Annotated in this window: 17 protein-coding genes; 6 read left to right on the top strand and 11 right to left on the bottom strand. The window is 70.2% G+C overall.

Annotated elements, in window-relative coordinates:
• Positions 1-41 precede the first annotated feature (41 nt).
• The 8 genes from PSH03_RS02975 to PSH03_RS02940 all read right to left on the bottom strand — a co-directional run bounded on the left by PSH03_RS02975 (position 42) and on the right by PSH03_RS02940 (position 6,926).
• Positions 42-488, bottom strand: coding sequence for a metal-sulfur cluster assembly factor (locus PSH03_RS02975; protein WP_124821554.1), 447 nt, complete (start codon positions 486-488; stop codon positions 42-44).
• A gap of 67 nt (positions 489-555) precedes the next feature.
• A complete protein-coding gene (sufU, locus tag PSH03_RS02970) occupies positions 556-1,029 on the bottom strand; it encodes a Fe-S cluster assembly sulfur transfer protein SufU (protein ID WP_091403700.1) in 474 nt (157 codons plus the stop codon).
• On the bottom strand, positions 1,029-2,333 hold the full coding sequence (locus PSH03_RS02965; protein ID WP_238688172.1) for a cysteine desulfurase: 1,305 nt from the start codon (positions 2,331-2,333) through the stop codon (positions 1,029-1,031). The genes sufU and PSH03_RS02965 overlap by 1 nt, the downstream gene beginning before the upstream one ends.
• A gap of 20 nt (positions 2,334-2,353) precedes the next feature.
• Positions 2,354-3,127 carry a Fe-S cluster assembly ATPase SufC gene (gene sufC, locus PSH03_RS02960; protein ID WP_210784991.1) on the bottom strand — a complete coding sequence of 258 codons (774 nt, stop codon included), beginning with the start codon at positions 3,125-3,127 and terminating at the stop codon, positions 2,354-2,356.
• Positions 3,127-3,453 carry a non-heme iron oxygenase ferredoxin subunit gene (locus PSH03_RS02955; RefSeq protein WP_091403693.1) on the bottom strand — a complete coding sequence of 109 codons (327 nt, stop codon included), beginning with the start codon at positions 3,451-3,453 and terminating at the stop codon, positions 3,127-3,129. Before PSH03_RS02955 ends, sufC begins: the two co-directional genes overlap by 1 nt.
• A complete protein-coding gene (sufD, locus tag PSH03_RS02950) occupies positions 3,453-4,610 on the bottom strand; it encodes a Fe-S cluster assembly protein SufD (RefSeq protein ID WP_238688171.1) in 1,158 nt (385 codons plus the stop codon). The genes PSH03_RS02955 and sufD overlap by 1 nt, the downstream gene beginning before the upstream one ends.
• An 88-nt stretch (positions 4,611-4,698) precedes the next feature.
• Positions 4,699-6,129: a Fe-S cluster assembly protein SufB gene (gene sufB, locus PSH03_RS02945; RefSeq protein ID WP_238688170.1), complete on the bottom strand. Its 1,431-nt coding sequence runs from the start codon at positions 6,127-6,129 to the stop codon at positions 4,699-4,701.
• On the bottom strand, positions 6,126-6,926 hold the full coding sequence (locus tag PSH03_RS02940; protein WP_372494700.1) for a helix-turn-helix transcriptional regulator: 801 nt from the start codon (positions 6,924-6,926) through the stop codon (positions 6,126-6,128). Before PSH03_RS02940 ends, sufB begins: the two co-directional genes overlap by 4 nt.
• Before the next feature lie 98 nt (positions 6,927-7,024).
• Here PSH03_RS02940 and PSH03_RS02935 point away from each other — a divergent pair, with 98 nt between their 5' ends.
• A complete protein-coding gene (locus PSH03_RS02935) occupies positions 7,025-7,990 on the top strand; it encodes a COX15/CtaA family protein (RefSeq protein WP_238688169.1) in 966 nt (321 codons plus the stop codon).
• A 141-nt stretch (positions 7,991-8,131) separates the two neighbouring features.
• On the opposite strand, the gene PSH03_RS02930 is transcribed toward PSH03_RS02935, so the two are convergent.
• From PSH03_RS02930 to PSH03_RS02920, 3 genes are all read right to left on the bottom strand, one after another.
• Entirely contained in the window at positions 8,132-9,052 is a 921-nt protein-coding gene (locus tag PSH03_RS02930; RefSeq protein WP_238688168.1) for an ATP-grasp domain-containing protein, read from the bottom strand.
• A gap of 13 nt (positions 9,053-9,065) precedes the next feature.
• The gene (locus tag PSH03_RS02925; RefSeq protein ID WP_210784996.1) at positions 9,066-9,401 is read right to left on the bottom strand and encodes a hypothetical protein; all 336 of its coding nucleotides are present in this window, start codon (positions 9,399-9,401) and stop codon (positions 9,066-9,068) included.
• 391 nt (positions 9,402-9,792) lie between these two features.
• Positions 9,793-10,746, bottom strand: a complete 954-nt coding sequence (locus tag PSH03_RS02920) for a heme o synthase (RefSeq protein ID WP_112677042.1) — start codon at positions 10,744-10,746, stop codon at positions 9,793-9,795.
• Positions 10,747-11,013: 267 nt separating this feature from the next.
• On the opposite strand from PSH03_RS02920, the gene tkt reads away from it, so the two are divergent.
• The 5 genes from tkt (at position 11,014) to PSH03_RS02895 (ending at position 18,629) form a co-directional block, all read left to right on the top strand.
• Complete coding sequence (gene tkt / locus PSH03_RS02915; protein ID WP_238688167.1) at positions 11,014-13,152, top strand: transketolase; 2,139 nt, start codon at positions 11,014-11,016, stop codon at positions 13,150-13,152.
• Between the two features lie 15 nt (positions 13,153-13,167).
• Positions 13,168-14,346: a transaldolase gene (gene tal / locus PSH03_RS02910; RefSeq protein WP_210784998.1), complete on the top strand. Its 1,179-nt coding sequence runs from the start codon at positions 13,168-13,170 to the stop codon at positions 14,344-14,346.
• A gap of 64 nt (positions 14,347-14,410) precedes the next feature.
• Positions 14,411-16,060: a phosphoglucose isomerase-related protein gene (locus PSH03_RS02905; protein ID WP_210784999.1), complete on the top strand. Its 1,650-nt coding sequence runs from the start codon at positions 14,411-14,413 to the stop codon at positions 16,058-16,060.
• Positions 16,061-16,062: 2 nt separating this feature from the next.
• Positions 16,063-17,616 carry a glucose-6-phosphate dehydrogenase gene (zwf, locus tag PSH03_RS02900; RefSeq protein ID WP_238688166.1) on the top strand — a complete coding sequence of 518 codons (1,554 nt, stop codon included), beginning with the start codon at positions 16,063-16,065 and terminating at the stop codon, positions 17,614-17,616.
• A complete protein-coding gene (locus tag PSH03_RS02895) occupies positions 17,613-18,629 on the top strand; it encodes a glucose-6-phosphate dehydrogenase assembly protein OpcA (RefSeq protein WP_238688165.1) in 1,017 nt (338 codons plus the stop codon). Before zwf ends, PSH03_RS02895 begins: the two co-directional genes overlap by 4 nt.
• Positions 18,630-18,666 lie beyond the last annotated feature (37 nt).

Below are 18,666 nucleotides of genomic sequence, written 5' to 3'. Positions count from 1 at the left end.
CGGTACCCAGACGGGTAACCGCGCTCGACGAAGTGATCGGGTCAGACGTTGAAGCCGAGGGAGCGGAGCTGGTCCCGACCCTCGTCAGTGATCTTGTCCGGGCCCCACGGCGGGAGCCACACCCAGTTGATCCGGATGTCGTTGACCAGGCCGCCGCCGGGGCCAGTGGTCAGCGCCTGCCGGGTCTGGTCCTCGATGACGTCGGTCAGCGGGCAGGCCGCCGAGGTGAGCGTCATGTCCAGGGTGGCGACGTTCTCGTCGTCGACGTGGACGCCGTACACGAGGCCCAGGTCGACCACGTTGATGCCGAGCTCCGGGTCGACGACGTCCTTCATCGCCTCCTCGATGTCGGCGATCATGGCCTTGCTGACGCCGCCCGCGGGAGCGGCGGCGTCACCGGTGCCATCGGTCGTCGCGGCGTCGGTCTGCGGCACCACTGTGGTGTCACCGGCCTCCGGCGTCGCCTCAGTAGCGGTGTTCTCGCTCATGCCGTCCCTCCGCTTCGCTGCGTGATGCCACAAGGCACCACTGTCACATTCGCTCGCTGACGCTCGCTCACGCCTTCACCTCCGGGCTCACACCCACACCGGCGCGTGCCGCGGCGTCCTTGAACGCCATCCACGGCAGCAGCGCGCACTTGACCCGGGCGGGGTAACGGGCCACACCCGCGAAAGCAACCCCGTCACCGAGCACGTCCTCGTCCGGCGTGACCTGGCCACGTCCGGACATCAACTCCACGAACGCCTCGTGCACCTCGAATGCTTCCCCGGCGCCCCGACCACGCAGCAACTCGTGCAACACACTCGCCGATGCCTGGCTGATCGAGCAGCCCATCCCGTCGTACGAGATGTCGTGCAGCACCGTGCCGTCGGTGGCCACCCGGACGGTGACCTCGTCACCGCAGGTGGGGTTGACGTGGTGCGCCTCCGCGACCTGGTCACCCGGGTCGTCGGCGTCGCGCAGGCCACGCCCGTGCGGGCGCTTGTAGTGGTCCAGGATGATCTCCTGGTAGAGCTGGTCAAGCTGCATCAGTCGAACACCTTCCGCACCTGCTTCAGACCGGCCACCAGAGCGTCGATCTCCTCGGTGGTGGTGTAGAGGTAGAACGACGCCCGGGTCATGGCCGGAACGCCGAACCGGCTGCACACCGGCTTGGCACAGTGGTGACCAACCCGCACCTGCACGCCGAGCGAGTCGAGCACCTGACCCACGTCGTGCGGGTGCACGTCACCGAGTGCGAACGAGATGGTGCCGCCCCGACCCACCGGCACTGTCGGACCGAAGATCCGCAGGTCCGGCACCGAGCCGAGAGCGTCCAGCGCGTACGCCGTCAGCTCCTTCTCGTGCCACTGGATGGCCTGCATCCCGATGCCGGTCAGGTAGTCGACCGCCGCACCGAGCGCGACCGCCTCGGCGATCGGCGGGGTGCCCGCCTCGAAGCGGGCCGGCGGCGCGGCGAACGTCGAGCGGGCCATGGTGACCGTCTCGATCATCGAGCCGCCGCCGAAGACCGGCGGCATGGCCGCCAGCAGCTCACCCCGACCCCACAGCACACCGATGCCGGTCGGACCGCACATCTTGTGGCCGGTGAAGACGATGTAGTCGGCATCCAGGTCGACCACGTCGATGGGCAGGTGCGGCACCGACTGCGAGCAGTCCAGCAGCAGCAGCGCACCCACCTCGCGAACCCGCGCGGTGATCCGGGAGGTGGCGTTGACAGTGCCGAGGATGTTGGACACGTGCACCAACGAGACGATCTTCGTCCGTTCGGTGACCAGATCCTCCAGGCCCGACTCGTCCAGCCGCCCCTGGTCGGTGACCGGGAACCAGCGCAGGGTCGCGCCGGTCCGCTCACAGAGCAACTGCCACGGGACGATGTTCGAATGGTGCTCCATCTCGGAGATCACCACCTCGTCGCCCGGACCGAGCCGGAAACGACTGTCGGCGTCCGGACGCAGCGAGGCGTTCGAGAAGGCGTACGCCACGATGTTGATCGCCTCGGTGGAGTTCTTCGTGAACACCACCTCGTCGGTGCTCGGCGCGTTGATGAACGCGGCGATCTTCGCCCGCGCCCCCTCGTACGCCTCGGTGGCCTCGGTGCCCAGGGTGTGCACCGAGCGCGACACGTTGGCGTTGTGCCGCGCGTAGTGCTCGTCGAGCACGTCGAGCACCTGGCGGGGTTTGTGCGAGGTGTTGGCGCTGTCGAGGTAGACCAGCGGGTGCCCGTTGATGTCCCGACCGAGGATCGGGAAGTCGGCGCGCACCCGGGCCACGTCGAAACGCGGCACGTCGTCGTACTGCGGCATCCCCGAGGGGATCGCGATGCTGGTCATCTCGGCAGCGCCTCTCCCGCTCAGGCCTTGGCCGTGCCGGCCCCGGCGGCGTACCGCTCGTAGCCCTCGGCCTCGAGCTTGTCGGCCAGCTCCGAGCCGCCCTGCTCGACGATCCGGCCGGCCACGAATACGTGCACGAAGTCCGGCTTGATGTAGCGCAGGATCCGGGTGTAGTGGGTGATCAGCAGCACGCCGGTGTCACCGTTGTCGCGCACCCGGTTGACGCCCTCGCTGACCACGCGCAGCGCGTCCACGTCGAGACCGGAGTCGGTCTCGTCGAGGATCGCGATCTTCGGCTTGAGCAGCTCCAGCTGGACGATCTCGTGCCGCTTCTTCTCACCACCGGAGAAGCCCTCGTTGACGTTGCGCTGGGCGAACGCCGGGTCCATCTGGAGGCGCTCCATCGCACCGCGCAGCTCGCCGCCCCAGGTACGGAGCTTCGGCGCCTCGCCGTCGATGGCGGTCTTCGCGGTCCGCAGGAAGTTCGCCACCGAGACGCCGGGCACCTCGACCGGGTACTGCATGGCCAGGAAGAGGCCGGCGCGGGCGCGCTCGTCGACCGTCATGGCCAGCACGTCCTGGCCGTCGAGGGTCACCGTGCCGCCGGTGATCTCGTACTTGGGGTGACCGGCGATCGAGTACGCCAGGGTGGACTTGCCGGAACCGTTCGGGCCCATGATCGCGTGGGTCTCGCCCGACTTCACGGTCAGGTCGACGCCGGCCAGGATCGGCTTGAGCTCACCCTCGGGCAGCTTGACCGACACCTTCAGGTCGCGGATCTCCAGGGTGCTCATTATCGGGTCACTCCATTACTCGGCGTCAGGCTGAGGTAGATGTCGCCGTCGCGGACTTCGACGGGGTAGACGGGGACGGGTTCGGTGGCGGGCAGGCCGGTCGGCTCGCCGGTGCGCAGGTCGAAGCGCGAGCCGTGCAGCCAACACTCGAGCGTGCAGCCATCGACCTCACCCTCGGAGAGCGCGACCGAGGCGTGCGAGCACTCGTCGTACGCGGCGTAGAAGCCGCCGTCCTCGCCGTGCACCAGGGCGATCGGCGTGCCGTCGACGTCCGCGCTGATCGCGGTGCCCTTCGGCACGTCCTCGGTGGAGCAGATGCGGATCATCAAGCGCCCGCCTTGGTCAGCCGGGCCTCGATCGCGTCGCCGAGGCTCTCACGCAGCGACTCCACCGGGATCTTGTTGATCAGCTCGGCGAAGAAACCACGCACCACCAACCGGCGGGCCTCACTCTCCGGAATGCCCCGGGCCATCAGGTAGAACAACTGCTCGTCATCGAAGCGGCCGGTCGCGCTGGCGTGGCCGGCGCCGGAGATCTCGCCGGTCTCGATCTCCAGATTGGGTACGGAGTCCGCCCGCGCGCCGTCGGTGAGCAGCAGGTTCCGGTTGATCTCGTACGTGTCGGTGCCGGTCGCCTCGGCCCGGATGAGCACGTCGCCCACCCAGACGGTGTGCGCGCTCTCGCCCTGCAGAGCGCCCCGGTAGCCGACGTAGCTGCGGCAGTCCGGGACGCTGTGGTCGACCAGCTGCCGGTGCTCCAGGTGCTGGCCGGAGTCGGCGAAGTAGACGCCGTACAGCTCGGCCTCGCCACCGCGCCCGGTGTATTCCACGCTGGTGAACTGCCGGACCAGGTCGCCACCCAGGGACACCTGGATGTGGATGACCCTGGCGTCCCGGCCCAGCTTGATCTTCAGGTGCTGGGCCTGGACCGCGTCGTCGGCCCAGTCGGCGACCGTGACCAGCGTCAGCTTCGCGCCGTCGGCCACGGCGACCTCGACGTTGTCGGCCAGAATGGCCGACCCGACGTGCTCCAGCACCACTGTCGCCTCGGCGAACCGGCCCACCTCGACGAAGGTGTGACCGAACGCCGGCTGCTCGACGCCCTCGCCGACCACCCGCAGCCGCACCGCCTCACCCAGCACCACGTCGGGGCCCACCCGCAGCAGCAGGGCGTCGGCGGCGGCACCGTAGGCCAGCGCGCTGACCCGGTCGACCGGGATCAGCACGCTGCCGACCCGCTCGTCGTCACGGCCGACCCGGGTGATGGCGACGCCCTCGGGCAGGTCACCGTACTCGTGTCGGACCGCGCCGGTCGCGGCCGGCGCCTCGTCCGACGACTCGCTGGTCAGGCCGCGGAGGCGCTTGAGCGGGGTGAAACGCCACTCCTCCTCCAGGCCGGTGAGGGCCGGGAAGTCGGCGACGTCGTACGAGCGCAGCGCCTGCGACTTGGTGCTGGGCGGCGGCGCGGAAGCCTGGGTAGTCATTTCTTCCTTGGTCTGTCTGTTCCGTGACGACGAGTTGGGGCCAGGTGTGACGGGCCGAGGTTCCGGCCCGCCACGGGGAGCGGCGGCGTCAGCCGACCGCGCCCTCCATCTGAAGCTCGATCAGACGGTTGAGCTCCAGGGCGTACTCCATCGGGAGCTCCTTGGCGATCGGCTCGATGAAGCCGCGCACGATCATGGCCATCGCCTCGTCCTCGCTCAGGCCCCGGCTCATCAGGTAGAAGAGCTGGTCGTCGCTGATCTTGGAGACGGTCGCCTCGTGACCCATCGACACGTCGTCCTCACGGATGTCGACGTACGGGTAGGTGTCCGAGCGGGAGATGGCGTCGACCAGCAGCGCGTCGCACTTGACAGTGCTCCGGCTGTGGTGCGAACCCTCCAGCACCTGCACCAGACCCCGGTACGAGGTGCGGCCGCCGCCACGGGCGATCGACTTCGACACGATGGTCGAGGAGGTGTGCGGCGCGGCGTGCACCATCTTGGCGCCGGCGTCCTGGTGCTGACCCTCACCGGCCATCGCCACCGAGAGCACCTCGCCCTTGGCGTGCTCGCCGGTCATGTAGACCGCCGGGTACTTCATGGTCACCTTGGAGCCGATGTTGCCGTCGACCCACTCCATGGTCGCGCCCTCGTGGCAGACGGCGCGCTTGGTGACCAGGTTGTAGACGTTGTTCGACCAGTTCTGGATGGTCGTGTAGCGGCAGCGCGCGTTCTTCTTGACGATGATCTCCACGACCGCGCTGTGCAGCGAGTCGGAGGAGTAGAGCGGCGCGGTGCAGCCCTCGACGTAGTGCACGTACGCACCCTCGTCGACGATGATCAGCGTCCGCTCGAACTGGCCCATGTTCTCGGTGTTGATCCGGAAGTAGGCCTGCAACGGGATCTCGACCTGCACGCCCTTCGGCACGTAGATGAACGAGCCACCGGACCACACCGAGGTGTTCAGGGCGGCGAACTTGTTGTCGCCGACCGGGATCACCGTGCCGAAGTACTCCTTGAAGACGTCCTCGTGCTCGCGCAGCGCCGTGTCGGTGTCCAGGAAGAGAACGCCCTGCTCCTCAAGGTCCTCGCGGATCTTGTGGTAGACGACCTCCGACTCGTACTGCGCCGCGACACCGGCGACCAGCCGCTGCTTCTCCGCCTCCGGGATGCCCAGCCGGTCGTAGGTGTTCTTGATGTCCTCGGGCAGGTCCTCCCAGCTGGTGGCCTGCTTCTCGGTCGACCGCACGAAGTACTTGATGTTGTCGAAGTCGATCCCGGTGAGGTCCGCGCCCCAGGCCGGCATCGGCTTACGGCCGAACAGCCGCAGGCCCTTCAGCCGCAGGTCGAGCATCCACGCCGGCTCGCTCTTCTTGGCCGAGATGTCCCGCACCACCGCCTCGTTGATGCCGCGCTGGGCGACCGCCCCGGCGGCGTCCGGGTCGGACCAGCCGTACTCGTACCGGCCCAGGGCGGCGAGCTGCTCTTCCTGGGTCAGGGGCTGGACGATCTGCTCGGTCATCTATCTGTCCTCACAGTGGTTACGGGATTACCTGATTGAGCGCGGCCCGGCTGGGTCGGGATGTGCGTGGTGCACACCCCGTCGCCGTGCGCGATGGTGGCCAGACGCTGCACGTGGGTGCCGACCAGACGGGAGATGACCGCGGTCTCGGCCTCGCACAGCTGAGGAAACTCGGCGGCCACGTGCGCCACCGGGCAGTGGTGCTGACAGAGCTGGCCGCCGGAGGCGATCGTGGTCGCACTGGCAGCGTAACCCTCGCCGGTGAGCGCTGCGGCGAGTGCCTCGGCTCGGGCGAGAGGCTCGTCGCCAGCGTCCTCCATGGCCGTCCGACAACGGGACTCGAGAGCCGACACCTGCTCGGTGGCGAACGCCTCGACCGCGTCCGAACCGCCACTGCGGGCGATCCAGCGCAGCGCGGCGGTGGCCATGTTGTCGTAGTGGTGTGTGCCACAGCGGACCCGGGCGGCCTCGGTCAACAGGAAAACCTTGGCCGGGCGCCCCCGACCGCGACTGCCCTGCACGGGCTGCTCGCGGGCGTACACGTCACCGTCCGCAAGCATCGCGTCGAGGTGCCGGCGGATCGCCGCCGGGCTGAGCCCGAGCGCCGCGCCAAGCTGCGCGGCGGTGGTGGCACCCTGCTCCAGCAGCAACTGGGTGACCCGATCCCGGGTGGAGACCTCGGCCGCCGCCGGGCCGGCGAGGCCGGCCGACGTGGTCACGGCAGGCGCGGAGGCGGACGCACCGAGGGCCGGTACGGCCGTCGGTTGGTGCCCGGAGAGCTCCGCCGCGTTTTTCACAACGCCAACGTTACGTAATTACCCGGAGGGTCGCAAACCCGGGCCCCGGTGATCCCAACCACCGAGCCGACGGAGTCGGACGAACCTCGATCACTACGGTGCGTAGGATTTGCGCCGTGAACCGAATCGTCCGTCCGGTCTCCGGCATCCTGCTGCGCCGCCTCGCGCTCGCCTCGATCATCGCGAACGTGGGCATCGTCGTCACCGGCGGGGCCGTCCGGTTGACCGCCTCGGGCCTCGGCTGCCCCACCTGGCCCCGGTGCACCGACGATTCCTACGTCACCACGCCGGAGATGGGCGTGTACGGGGTCATCGAGTTCAGCAACCGCATGTTGACCTTCGCGGTGGGTCTCATCGCGCTGGCCACCGTGCTGGCCGTACTGCTGCACCGGCCCCGCCGACCCGGGCTCCTCGCACTGGCCGTGGCGGTCTTCCTGGGCATCCCCGCCCAGGCGGTGATCGGCGGCATCACCGTGCTGACCAACCTCAACCCGTGGGTGGTCGGGCTGCACTTCCTCGCCTCGATGGCCGTGATCGCCGCCGCGTACGCCCTGTGGCGACGAATCGGCGACCCCGACGGCCCGACAGTGGCCGTGGTGCCCGCACCGCTGCGCGCGCTGGCCCGGGTCACCACCGGCGTCACAGTCGCCGTGCTGGTCGTCGGCACCTGGGTCACCGGCAGCGGCCCGCACGCCGGCGACCACGGCGCCGCCCGCAACGGGCTCGACCCGGAGACCATCTCGCAGGTGCACGCGGACGGGGTCTTCCTGCTGATCGGCCTCTCGGTGGCGCTGATCTTCGCGTTCCGCGCCGTCGGTGCGCAGCGAGCCACCCGCGCCGCGATCATCCTGGTCGCCGTGGAGTTGGGTCAGGGTCTGATCGGCTTCGTGCAGTACTTCACCCACGTGCCGGCGCTCCTGGTCGGCGCACACATGCTCGGCTCCTGCCTGGTGCTGCTGGCCGCCCTGTCGGTGCAGTGGTCCGCCCGGGAACGCCGCCCGGTCGCGCCGGCCCCCCAGGCCACCCCGACCGACGCCGCCGCCCCGGTACCAGTCACCGCCTGACCGCCCCGCGGGGTCTGGCCGCCCACGGCCACCAAGATCGCACTCGAACCAGGATGTAGTGGCCACGGACCGCCCAGAAGCCACTACAACCAGGATGTTGCGCGATCTTGCCGGCGGCGGCGCGGGCGCACCGCAGCACGGTCAGGCGTTGCGGGCCAGGTGGGTGGTGATCGCGGTGGCGAGGCGGTCGGGGGCGCCGTCCGCGTACCCGATGAAGAGCGACGGCTCGGTCAGCTCCAGCTCGACCAGGACCGGCTCGCCGTCCAGGCCGGGGATCAGGTCGACCCGGGCGTAGAGCAGCTGTCGGGTGCCGCCGGGCACCGTCGCGAGGGTCTGCTCGGCCACCGCCAGCTGTTCGGGGCGGGCGGTGCGGGCGGTGATCTCCTCGGCCTTGTAGAGCCCGTCCGGGCCGAGGTCCGGCCCGGACAGCATCGGGCCCTTGCGGATCGCGTGGCTGAACCTGAGCCCGTCGGGGCCGGCCAGGAAGAGCAGGGCCGTCTCGCCCTCGGTGTCGACGGCCCGCAGGTACGGCTGGACCATGGTGACCCGGCCGGCGTCGGAGAGCCGGCGAACGTGTGCGGCCGCCAGGTCCCGGTGCTCCGGGTCGGCCAGGTCGTACCGGCCGGTGTCCTGGCTGCCGGCGCTGACCGCGGGCTTGAGCACGTACTCGCCGGTCTCGGCGGGCAGCTGCCAGCTCTCCCCCGGCTCGATCCATGACGTCGGCACGGTCGGCACTCCGGCGGCGCTCAGCTCGGCGAGATAGCGCTTGTCGGTGTTCCAGCGGACCACGTCTGCCGGGTTGACCAGCGTCGGCACGGTGGCCGCCCAGGACACGAACTCGTCGCGGCGCAGCGCGTAGTCCCAGGGTGAGCGGAGCACGACCAGGTCGTAGGACGACCAGTCGACGTCGGAGTCGTCCCAGATGACGGTCTGGACGGCGACGCCACGGGCGGCGAGCGGGGCCAGGACCAGCCGGTCGTCCGGGTCGAGGTCGGCCAGGTCGGAGCAGGTGACGAGAGCGACCCGGGGTTCCCCCCGGGTCGACTGGTGATATGTGGTCAATTCAGCTGTCTGTTCAGCGGGCCATCGTGCGCCGGGCCATCGACCGCCAGAGGTCGTTGCTCGGACGCATCTGGTCCATGAGTTCACGCTCCCAGGCGTTCTCGACGGTGACTCCCGCCTTGGCGCACGCCTCGCGGGCGGTGACGGTGTCGTCGGCGAACTGGTCGCCCCACTCGCCGTCGGAACCCACCAGGACGATCCGCGCGCCACGCTTGCCGACGTACTCGATGACCGCCTTCGCGCCGCCGTGTCCGGCCGCGAACGCCTTGAGGCCCGCGACCAGGCCTTGGGGCGCCTGCTCGTCGGCGGTCTGCTCGGCCGTCAGCGTCGTATCGGAACCATCTGCCATGACGCGAAGCCTAAGCAGAGTCGCACCCCGTCGGGCGAGAACCATGAACGTTTTGTGATGCCAATTACCTACAGGTTTAAGGACGACCACAGGTTTCCTGTCCGTTTATTTACCGACTTTTGCGCTCAAAGCACGTCGGGAAATCGCCCTCGAACCACCCCAGGTTGAGCCGATCCGACTCATGCTGAAAGTTACTCTGATGTGACGTTAAACCCGGACAACTCATCCACGTCCATGATTAGTCAGGAGATCATCGGCGCCATTCGGCGACCGGCCGAGCCGCGGCGCGCAGGGATGCCGCGGAGCGCGTGGGAGCCGACAGCCAACGAAGCCGACAGGCGGAGGCCACTGCCTCGGACGTGAAGGACAGAGCCGGGCCGTGCGAGACGGGTCAGATCAGCGCGTCGAGCGCGACGGCCACGAAGACGATCGTCAGGTACGTCGTCGACCAGTGGAACAGCCGCATCGGCTTGACCGCCTCGCCGCGCGTGGCGCGCCGGCAGAGCCGGTGTGCCTCGACCACGAAGATGGCACCCACCACCAGGGTCGGCACCCCGTAGATCGCGCTGAGCCCCAGCGGCCAGACGGCCAGGGAGGTGAGCACCGTGAGCCACGCGAAGATCAGAATCTCGGCGTTCACCCGGCGGATCGAGGCCACCACAGGCAGCATCGGGATGCCGGCCCGGGCGTAGTCGTCCTTGTACTTCATGGCGAGCGGGTAGAAGTGCGGCATCTGCCAGAAGAAGACCACCGCGAAGAGCCCCCAGGCGGCCGGCGCCAGCGAGCCGGTCACCGCAGCCCAACCGATCAGCACCGGCGCCGCCCCGCAGGCGCCGCCCCAGAAGGTGTTCGTCGGGGTCGAACGCTTGAGCCACAGGGTGTAGACGAGGTCGTAGTAGGCGATCGCGGCGAGGGTCAGCCCGGCGGCCAGCAGGTTGGTGAACGCCGCCATCAGGGCCACCGACACCGCCGCCAGCACCAGACCGAAGATCAGCGCGCTTCGCGGCGACACGGTGTGCGCCGGCAGCGGCCGACGCTTGGTCCGCCGCATCAGCTGGTCGATGTCGCGGTCGATGTAGCAGTTGAGGACGCTGGCCGCGCCGGCGGCGAGCGAGCCGCCGATCAGGACGATGGCCATCAGCCACAGCGACGGCAGCCCGCCCTCGGCGAGCATCATCGCCGGGATGGTGGTGACCAGCAGCAACTCGACGATCCGCGGCTTGGTGAGCGCCACGTACGCCGACAGGACCGCGCGTACGTCCCGCCGGGCCACCGGGCCCTCGGCCGCCCGCGCCGGGTGTGGCCCGGCCGGGTTGCTCGCGGGGCGCTCGGTGATCATGCTCACGGATTGCCACCTTCCGGCATCGGGCACGGGGAGATCGGATCGGCCGGGACCGCAACGGGTCCGCATACCGCCCCACACACTACGCGTCGTCGTTTTGGCTGCCCGGCCGACCCGACAACGGTGCGGGCCGTCACACCACAGGGTTGAACCGAGCATCCGGATGGTCACGTAGCGCACACCATGCGCAGATCCCCGGGCGCGCGTTTAGGGACGCTCGATAAGGTCATCGGTGAGGGTTCCGCCCATCTGCCGAGGAGCACAACCATCGTGGCTGTTAAACGACCCGAGCACTCCGCACTGAACTGGTCCGACCTCGATCGCCGGGCCGTAGATACCGTCCGCGTGCTGGCCATGGACGCCGTAGAGAAATCCGGCAACGGCCACCCGGGCACCGCGATGAGCCTCGCGCCCGCGGCGTACCTCCTCTTCAACCGCGTCATGCGGCACAACCCGGCCGACCCGAACTGGCCCGGCCGCGACCGGTTCGTGCTCTCCGCCGGGCACTCCAGCCTGACGCTCTACATCCAGCTGTTCCTCTCCGGTTACCCGCTGAGCCTGGACGACCTCAAGTCGCTGCGGCAGTGGGGCTCGCAGACGCCGGGGCACCCCGAGCACGGGCACACGCCGGGCGTGGAGACCACCACCGGCCCGCTCGGGCAGGGTCTGGGCAACGCGGTCGGCATGGCCATGGCGGCCCGCCGCGAGCGCGGCCTGTTCGACCCCGAGGCCGAGCTCGGCGCGTCCGTCTTCGACCACGACATCTGGTGCATCGTCTCCGACGGCGACATCGAGGAGGGCATCAGCCACGAGGCCAGCGCCCTCGCCGGGCACCAGCAACTGGGCAACCTCACGGTGATCTACGACGACAACGAGATCTCCATCGAGGACGACACCCGGATCGCCAAGAGCGAGGACGTGGCCGCCCGCTACGAGGCGTACGGCTGGCACGTGCAGACCGTCGACTGGCGCAGCGGCGACGCCGACCAGGGCGACTACCACGAGGACGCCGAGGCGCTGTACGCCGCGCTGGTGGCCGCCAAGGCGGAGACCGGCCGCCCCTCGTTCATCGCGCTGCGCACCATCATCGGCTGGCCCGCGCCCAACAAGCAGAACACCGGCAAGATCCACGGCTCGGCGCTCGGCGCCGACGAGGTGAAGGCCACCAAGCGGATCCTCGACTTCGACCCGGAGCAGACCTTCCAGGTCGACGAGGAGGTGCTCAGCCACGCCCGCACGGTGATGGGCCGCGGCTCCGACGCCCAGCAGGAGTGGACCACCGCGTTCGACGCCTGGAAGAAGGCCAACCCGGAGCGCACCGCGCTCTACGAGCGGCTGGCTGGTCACGTACTCCCCGACGGCTGGACCGACGCGTTGCCGGTCTTCCCCGCGGACGCCAAGGGGGTGGCCACCCGAGCCGCCTCGGGCAAGGTGCTGGAGGCGCTCGCGCCGGTGCTGCCGGAGCTGTGGGGCGGCTCGGCCGACCTGGCCGAGAGCAACAACACCACGATGAAGGGCGAGCCGTCGTTCATCCCGGCCGCGCACGCCACCAAGGACTTCCCCGGCCACGAGTACGGCCGCACGCTGCACTTCGGCATCCGTGAGCACGCCATGGGCGCGATCCTCAACGGCATCGCCCTGCACGGTGGCACCCGCCCGTACGGCGGCACGTTCCTGGTCTTCAGCGACTACATGCGTCCGTCAGTGCGGCTGGCCGCGCTGATGAAGCTGCCGGTGACCTACGTCTGGACGCACGACTCGATCGGCCTCGGCGAGGACGGCCCGACCCACCAGCCGGTGGAGCACCTGACCGCGCTGCGCGCCATCCCGGGCCTGGACGTGGTCCGTCCGGCGGACGCCAACGAGACCGCCTGGGCCTGGCGGCAGGCGCTGGAGCACACCGACCGGCCGACCGCCCTGGCGCTGAGCCGTCAACCGCTGCCGACCATGGACCGCGACGTCCTGGGCAGCGCGGAGGGCGTGGCCAAGGGCGGGTACGTGCTGGCCGAGGCGTCCAACGGCAAGCCTCAGGTGATCATCGTCGGCACCGGTTCCGAGGTGCAGCTCTGCCTGACCGCCCGGGAGCGGCTGGAGGCCGACGGCACCCCGACCCGGGTCGTCTCGATGCCCTGCCAGGAGTGGTTCTACGAGCAGGACGAGGCGTACCGGGAGTCGGTGCTCCCGCGCGGGGTAAAGGCACGGGTGAGCGTGGAGGCGGGCATCGCGATGTCCTGGCGCGGAGTCGTCGGTGACCTGGGCGAGAGCGTGAGCCTGGAGCACTACGGAGCGAGCGCCCCGCACACCGTGCTCTTCGAGCAGTTCGGGTTCACCCCCGACCGGATCGTGGCGGCAGCACACGCCTCGCTGGCCCGGGTGGGCGACATCACCGGTTTCACGACCGGCAACTGAGGGAGCGTGGATGGCATGACGGACAAGCTGAATGAGCTCACCGCCGCGGGCGTGGCGGTCTGGCTCGACGATCTTTCCCGGGTGCGTTTGAGCTCCGGCGGGCTGGACCAGCTGCGCCGCGAGAAGCACGTGGCCGGTGTCACCACCAACCCCACGATCTTCGCCAAGGCGCTGAGCGACGCCGACGAGTACAACTGGCAGCTGCACGACCTCGCCACCCGTGGCGTCGAGGTCGAGGAGTCGGTGCGCATGCTCACCACGTACGACGTGCGGTGGGCCTGCGACGTGATGCGCCCGTCGTACGACGGCAGCGACGGTGTCGACGGCCGGGTCTCCATCGAGGTGGACCCCCGGCTGGCCCACGAGAGCGACCGGACGGTGGCCGAGGCCAAGGCCCTGTGGTGGCTGGTGGACCGCCCCAACCTCTACATCAAGATCCCGGCCACCGAGGCCGGCCTCCCGGCGATCACCGCCACCCTGGCCGAGGGGATCAGCGTCAACGTCACGCTGATCTTCGGTCTGGACCGCTACTCGGCGGTCATGGAGGCGTTCCTCGCCGGTCTGGAGCAGGCCAAGACGAACGGCCACGACCTGTCCAAGATCGGCTCGGTGGCGTCGTTCTTCGTCTCCCGGGTCGACTCCGAGGTCGACAAGAGGCTGGAGAAGGTCGGCTCCGACCAGGCGAAGGCCCTCAAGGGCAAGGCCGCCATCGCCAACGCGCAGCTGGCGTACGAGCGCTACACCGAGGTTTTCTCCTCCGACCGCTGGAAGGCGCTCGCCGCGGCCGGCGCGCACCCGCAGCGGCCGCTGTGGGCGTCCACCTCGACGAAGAACCCGGACTACCGGGACGTCATCTACGTCGAGGAGCTGATCGCGCCCGGCACTGTCAACACCATGCCGGAGTCGGTCATCCACGCGTACGCCGATCACGGCGAGACCCGCGGCGACACCATCACCGGCGCCTACGACGCGGCCCGGAAGGTCTTCGCCGACCTGGAGTCGGTCGGGGTGGACATGGACGACGTGATCGTCACCCTGGAGCGCGAGGGCGTGGAGAAGTTCGAGGCCAGCTGGCAGGAGCTGCTCGACGGGGTCCGCAAGTCCCTGGAGGCGGCGGCCAAGGGCAAGGGTGCCCCGAACAAGGCGGCCAAGGGCAACGCCAAGGCCGCCGAGCAGGCCGGTGGTAACGCATGAGCGAGCGAATCAGCCTCAGTGCCAAGGGGCCTCATGACGGCACGCAGCGAAGCGGAGTGACGGCATGAGCGACCTTCTCGCTGGGCCGGTGGAGGCAGCCGCCGGGCTCGCCGTGTACGGCGCGGACGCGGTCGACAAGGCCGCGCCCGCCTCGACCCGGGACGCGCTGGTCAAGGCCGGCGTCCCGGGCAAGCTGGCGGGCAAGGACGCGAGCCTGTGGGGTCCGGACGCCGAGGCCGAGGCGAAGATCCGGCTCGGCTGGGTGGACACCCACCGGCGCAGCCGCGAACTGCTCGTCCAGTTGGCCGAGCTGACCGCGGAGCTGGCCGACCTGGATCACGTGGTACTCGCCGGCATGGGCGGCTCGTCGCTCGCACCCGAGGTGATCACCCGGACGCTGGGTCGCCCGTTGACGGTGCTGGACACCACCGACCCGGGCCAGGTCCGGGCGGCGCTCGGTGACCGGCTGGAGCGCACCGTCGTGGTGGTGGCCAGCAAGTCCGGGTCGACGGTGGAGACCGACAGCCACCGGCGCGCGTACTGGCAGGCGTTCCTGGACGCCGGGATGACCGAGGCGGAGGCCGGCCGGCACTTCGTCATCGTCACCGACCCGGGTTCGCCGCTGGAGGCCACCGCGGCCGAGATGGGCGCGTTCACGGTGCTCGCCGACCCGAACGTCGGCGGCCGGTACTCGGCGCTGACCGCGTTCGGTCTGGTGCCCTCGGCGCTGGCCGGGGTCGAGGTCGGGGAGCTGCTCGACCAGGCCGACGCGCTGGCCACGTCGCTCGGCGCGGACCAGAACAACCCGGCGTTGGCGCTGGGCGCCGCCCTGGGCGCCGCGGCCACGCTGGCCCGCGACAAGGTCGCCCTGGTCTCCGACGGCACCGGCATCGACGGGCTCGGCGACTGGGCCGAGCAGCTGATCGCCGAGTCGACCGGCAAGGCCGGGGTGGGCATCCTCCCGGTGGTAGTGGAGTCTCCGCAGAGCCCCGGCGCCACCGGCGCGGACGTGCTGACCGTCAGCTACGGCGGCGCGCTGGCCCCCGGTGACATGCCGGGCGGCGGGGCCAACCCGGACGTGGCCGTCAACGGCCCGCTGGGCGCGCAGTTCCTGGCCTGGGAGTACGCCACCGCGGTGGCCGGCGTGGTGCTCGGCATCGACCCGTTCAACCAGCCGAACGTCACCGAGTCCAAGGAGAACACCAACAAGATCCTGGCCTCGGGCCTGCCGGCGGAGACGCCGTCGTTCACCGAGGGCGCGATCGAGGTGTACGCCCCGCAGGGCGCCCCCGGAAACCTGGCCGGTGTGCTGCGCTGGCTGCTCGACGGGCTGGGCGACGACGGTTACCTGGCGGTGATGGCGTACCTCGACCGGTTCGCCGACGCCGACGCGGCCCGGCTGCGGTCGCTGCTGGCGCAGGCGGGCGGCCGGCCGGTCACCTTCGGCTGGGGGCCGCGCTTCCTGCACTCGACGGGCCAGTACCACAAGGGCGGCCCGCAGGTGGGCAGCTACCTCCAGGTGACCGGCGGGGTCGCCGAGGACCTGGCGGTGCCGGGCAAGCCGTACAGCTTCGGTGAGTTGCAGGCGGCGCAGGCCGCCGGTGACCGGCAGGCCCTCGCCGGTCGGGAGCGCCCGCTGCTGCGGTTGCACCTGACCGACCGGGCCGCCGGTGTCGCCCAACTACTGGACGCGGCCGGTGATCTGCGGGCGTGAGGATGGACGACGTGACTGAGGCGGAGCGAGGAGGCGGTTCGGTGAACCCGCTGCGCGACCCGCAGGACCGCCGGTTGCCCCGGATCCCGGAGCCCTGCGCTCTGGTGATCTTCGGGGTGACCGGCGACCTGGCCCGCAAGAAGCTGCTCCCCGCGGTCTACGACCTGGCCAACCGGGGGCTGTTGCCGCCGGGCTTCGTGGTGCTCGGTTTCGCGCGCCGCGACTGGGGTGACGGCGACTTCGAGACGTTGGCCTGCGAGGCTGCCCGCAAGCACGCTCGCACCCCGTGGCGGGACGAGGTGTGGGCGCGGCTGGCCGGCAACATCAAGTTCGTCGGCGGGTCGTTCGACGACGACGACGCCTTCGACCAGCTCGCCTCGACGCTTGACGATCTGCGTCAGACCCACGGCATCGCCGGCAACGCGGCGTTCTACTTCTCCATCCCACCGGCCGCGTTCCCCGTCGTGCTCAAGCAGTTGGCCCGCACCGGAATGGCCGACAACGACAAGTCCGGCGGTTGGCGCCGGGTCGTTGTGGAGAAGCCGTTCGGTAACGACCTGCCCTCGGCGAAGGCGCTCAACGACCTCGTCGACGACGTGTTCACCCGACAGGACGTCTTCCGGATCGACCACTACCTGGGCAAGGAGACGGTTCAGAACATCCTCGCCCTGCGGTTCGCCAACAATCTGTTCGAGCCGCTGTGGAACTCCAAGTACGTCGACTCGGTGCAGATCACCATGGCGGAGGACGTCGGCATCGGCACCCGCGCCGGCTTCTACGACACCGTCGGCACCGCCCGCGACGTGCTGCAGAACCATCTTCTCCAACTCCTCGCCCTGGTGGCGATGGAGGAGCCGACCAGCTTCGACGCCGACGAGATCCGGACCGAGAAGCTGAAGGTGCTCAAGGCCATCACACTGCCCAAGGACGTCGCCCGGGACACCGTCCGCGGTCAGTACCTGCCGGGCTGGGTCGGCGGCGAACGCGCTGTCGGTTACCTGGATGAGCGCGACGTCCCCGGCGGCTCCACCACCGAGACGTACGTGGCGGTGCGGTTGGGCATCCAGAACCGCCGCTGGGCGGAGGTGCCGTTCTACATCCGGGCCGGCAAGCGGCTGCCCCGGCGGGTCACCGAGGTCGCCATCATGTTCAAGAAGGCGCCGCACCTGCCGTTCAACGACGCCGACATGGAGTCGCTGGGCAACAACCAGCTGGTCATCCGGGTGCAGCCGGACGAGGGCGTGGTGCTCAAGTTCGGCTCGAAGGTGCCGGGTACGACAATGGAGGTCCGCGACATCGCCATGGACTTCCAGTACGGCGAGGCGTTCACCGAGTCCAGCCCCGAGGCGTACGAGCGTCTGGTGCTGGACGTGCTGATCGGTGACCGCACCCTGTTCCCGGACGCGGCCGAGGTCGAGCAGAGCTGGCAGGTGATCGACCCCCTGGAGCACGCCTGGGAGGGCACCACCCCGGAGCCGTACCGGGCCGGCGAGTGGGGCCCCCGGGCCTCCGACGAGATGCTGGCCCGCGAGGGCCGCGCCTGGAGACGAGCATGATCGGGCTGTGGGACACCACCGGCAACGAGGTGGTCAAGGCGCTCGCCGCCGAGCGGCGCAGCGCCGGCGGGGTGGCCAGCGGCATGGCGCTCACCCTCATCGTGGTCGTGGACGAGAAGCGGGTCCGGGAGGCGGAGGCCGCGGCGACGATCGCCGCCGCCGCGCACCCGTGCCGCCTCCTGGTGGTGGTCCGCTCGGAGATCGAGCGGGACCGCAACCGACTGGACGCGGAGATCGTGGTCGGTGGCCGGCTCGGCCCCTGCGAGGCGGTGGTCACCCGGATGTACGGCCGGTTGTCCCTGCACGCCGAGTCGGTAGTGATGCCGTTGCTCGTTCCCGACGTACCGGTTGTCACCTGGTGGCACGGCGAGCCACCGGCGGAGATCGCCACCGACTTCCTCGGGGTGGTCGCCGACCGGAGGATCACCGACTCCGCGCAGGCCACCGACCCGGTGGAGGCGCTGCGGCAGCGTGCCCGGGACTACGCCCCGGGCGACACCGACCTGGCGTGGACCCGGATCACCCCGTGGCGCACCCTGGTCGCCGGGGCGTTCGACACCACCAGCGCCCAGGTCACCGAGGCGACCATCGTCGCGCCTCCCACCGACCCGACGGCGGCGCTGATGGCCGGTTGGCTGTCCAGCCGGCTCGGCATCACCCCACGCCGGGTGGACAGCGACGAGTTCCCTCGGATGCGGGAGGTGCAGCTCAGCTGCGCCAACGGCGACCAGTTGACGCTGACCCGCGAGGACAGCATGGCCGTGTTCCGGCGGACGGGCCAGGACGACCGGGCCCTGCCGCTGGTGCGCCGCCCGCTCGGCGACGAGCTGGCCGAGGAGCTGCGCCGGCTGGACGCCGACCAGGTGTACGCGGAGGCGCTGGGCGCGACGGTCGGGCTGCGAGGGCTGGAGCAGCGCCCCCCGCAGCGGGTCCACGTCTGGAAGGATCCGGCCACCGCGCAGCGCGCCGAGGCCGGGGTCACCGCGCACGTCGGCACGAGCGGCGAGGGCTGAGCCCAGCCGGGGCACATCGTCGGGCAGGGCTGGTACG

The sequence above is a fragment of the Micromonospora salmantinae genome, assembly GCF_022230905.1.
Classification (GTDB): domain Bacteria; phylum Actinomycetota; class Actinomycetes; order Mycobacteriales; family Micromonosporaceae; genus Micromonospora; species Micromonospora salmantinae.
The sequence above is the reverse complement of the archived record's forward strand: the minus strand, read 5'-3'. Positions and strand labels throughout refer to the sequence as shown.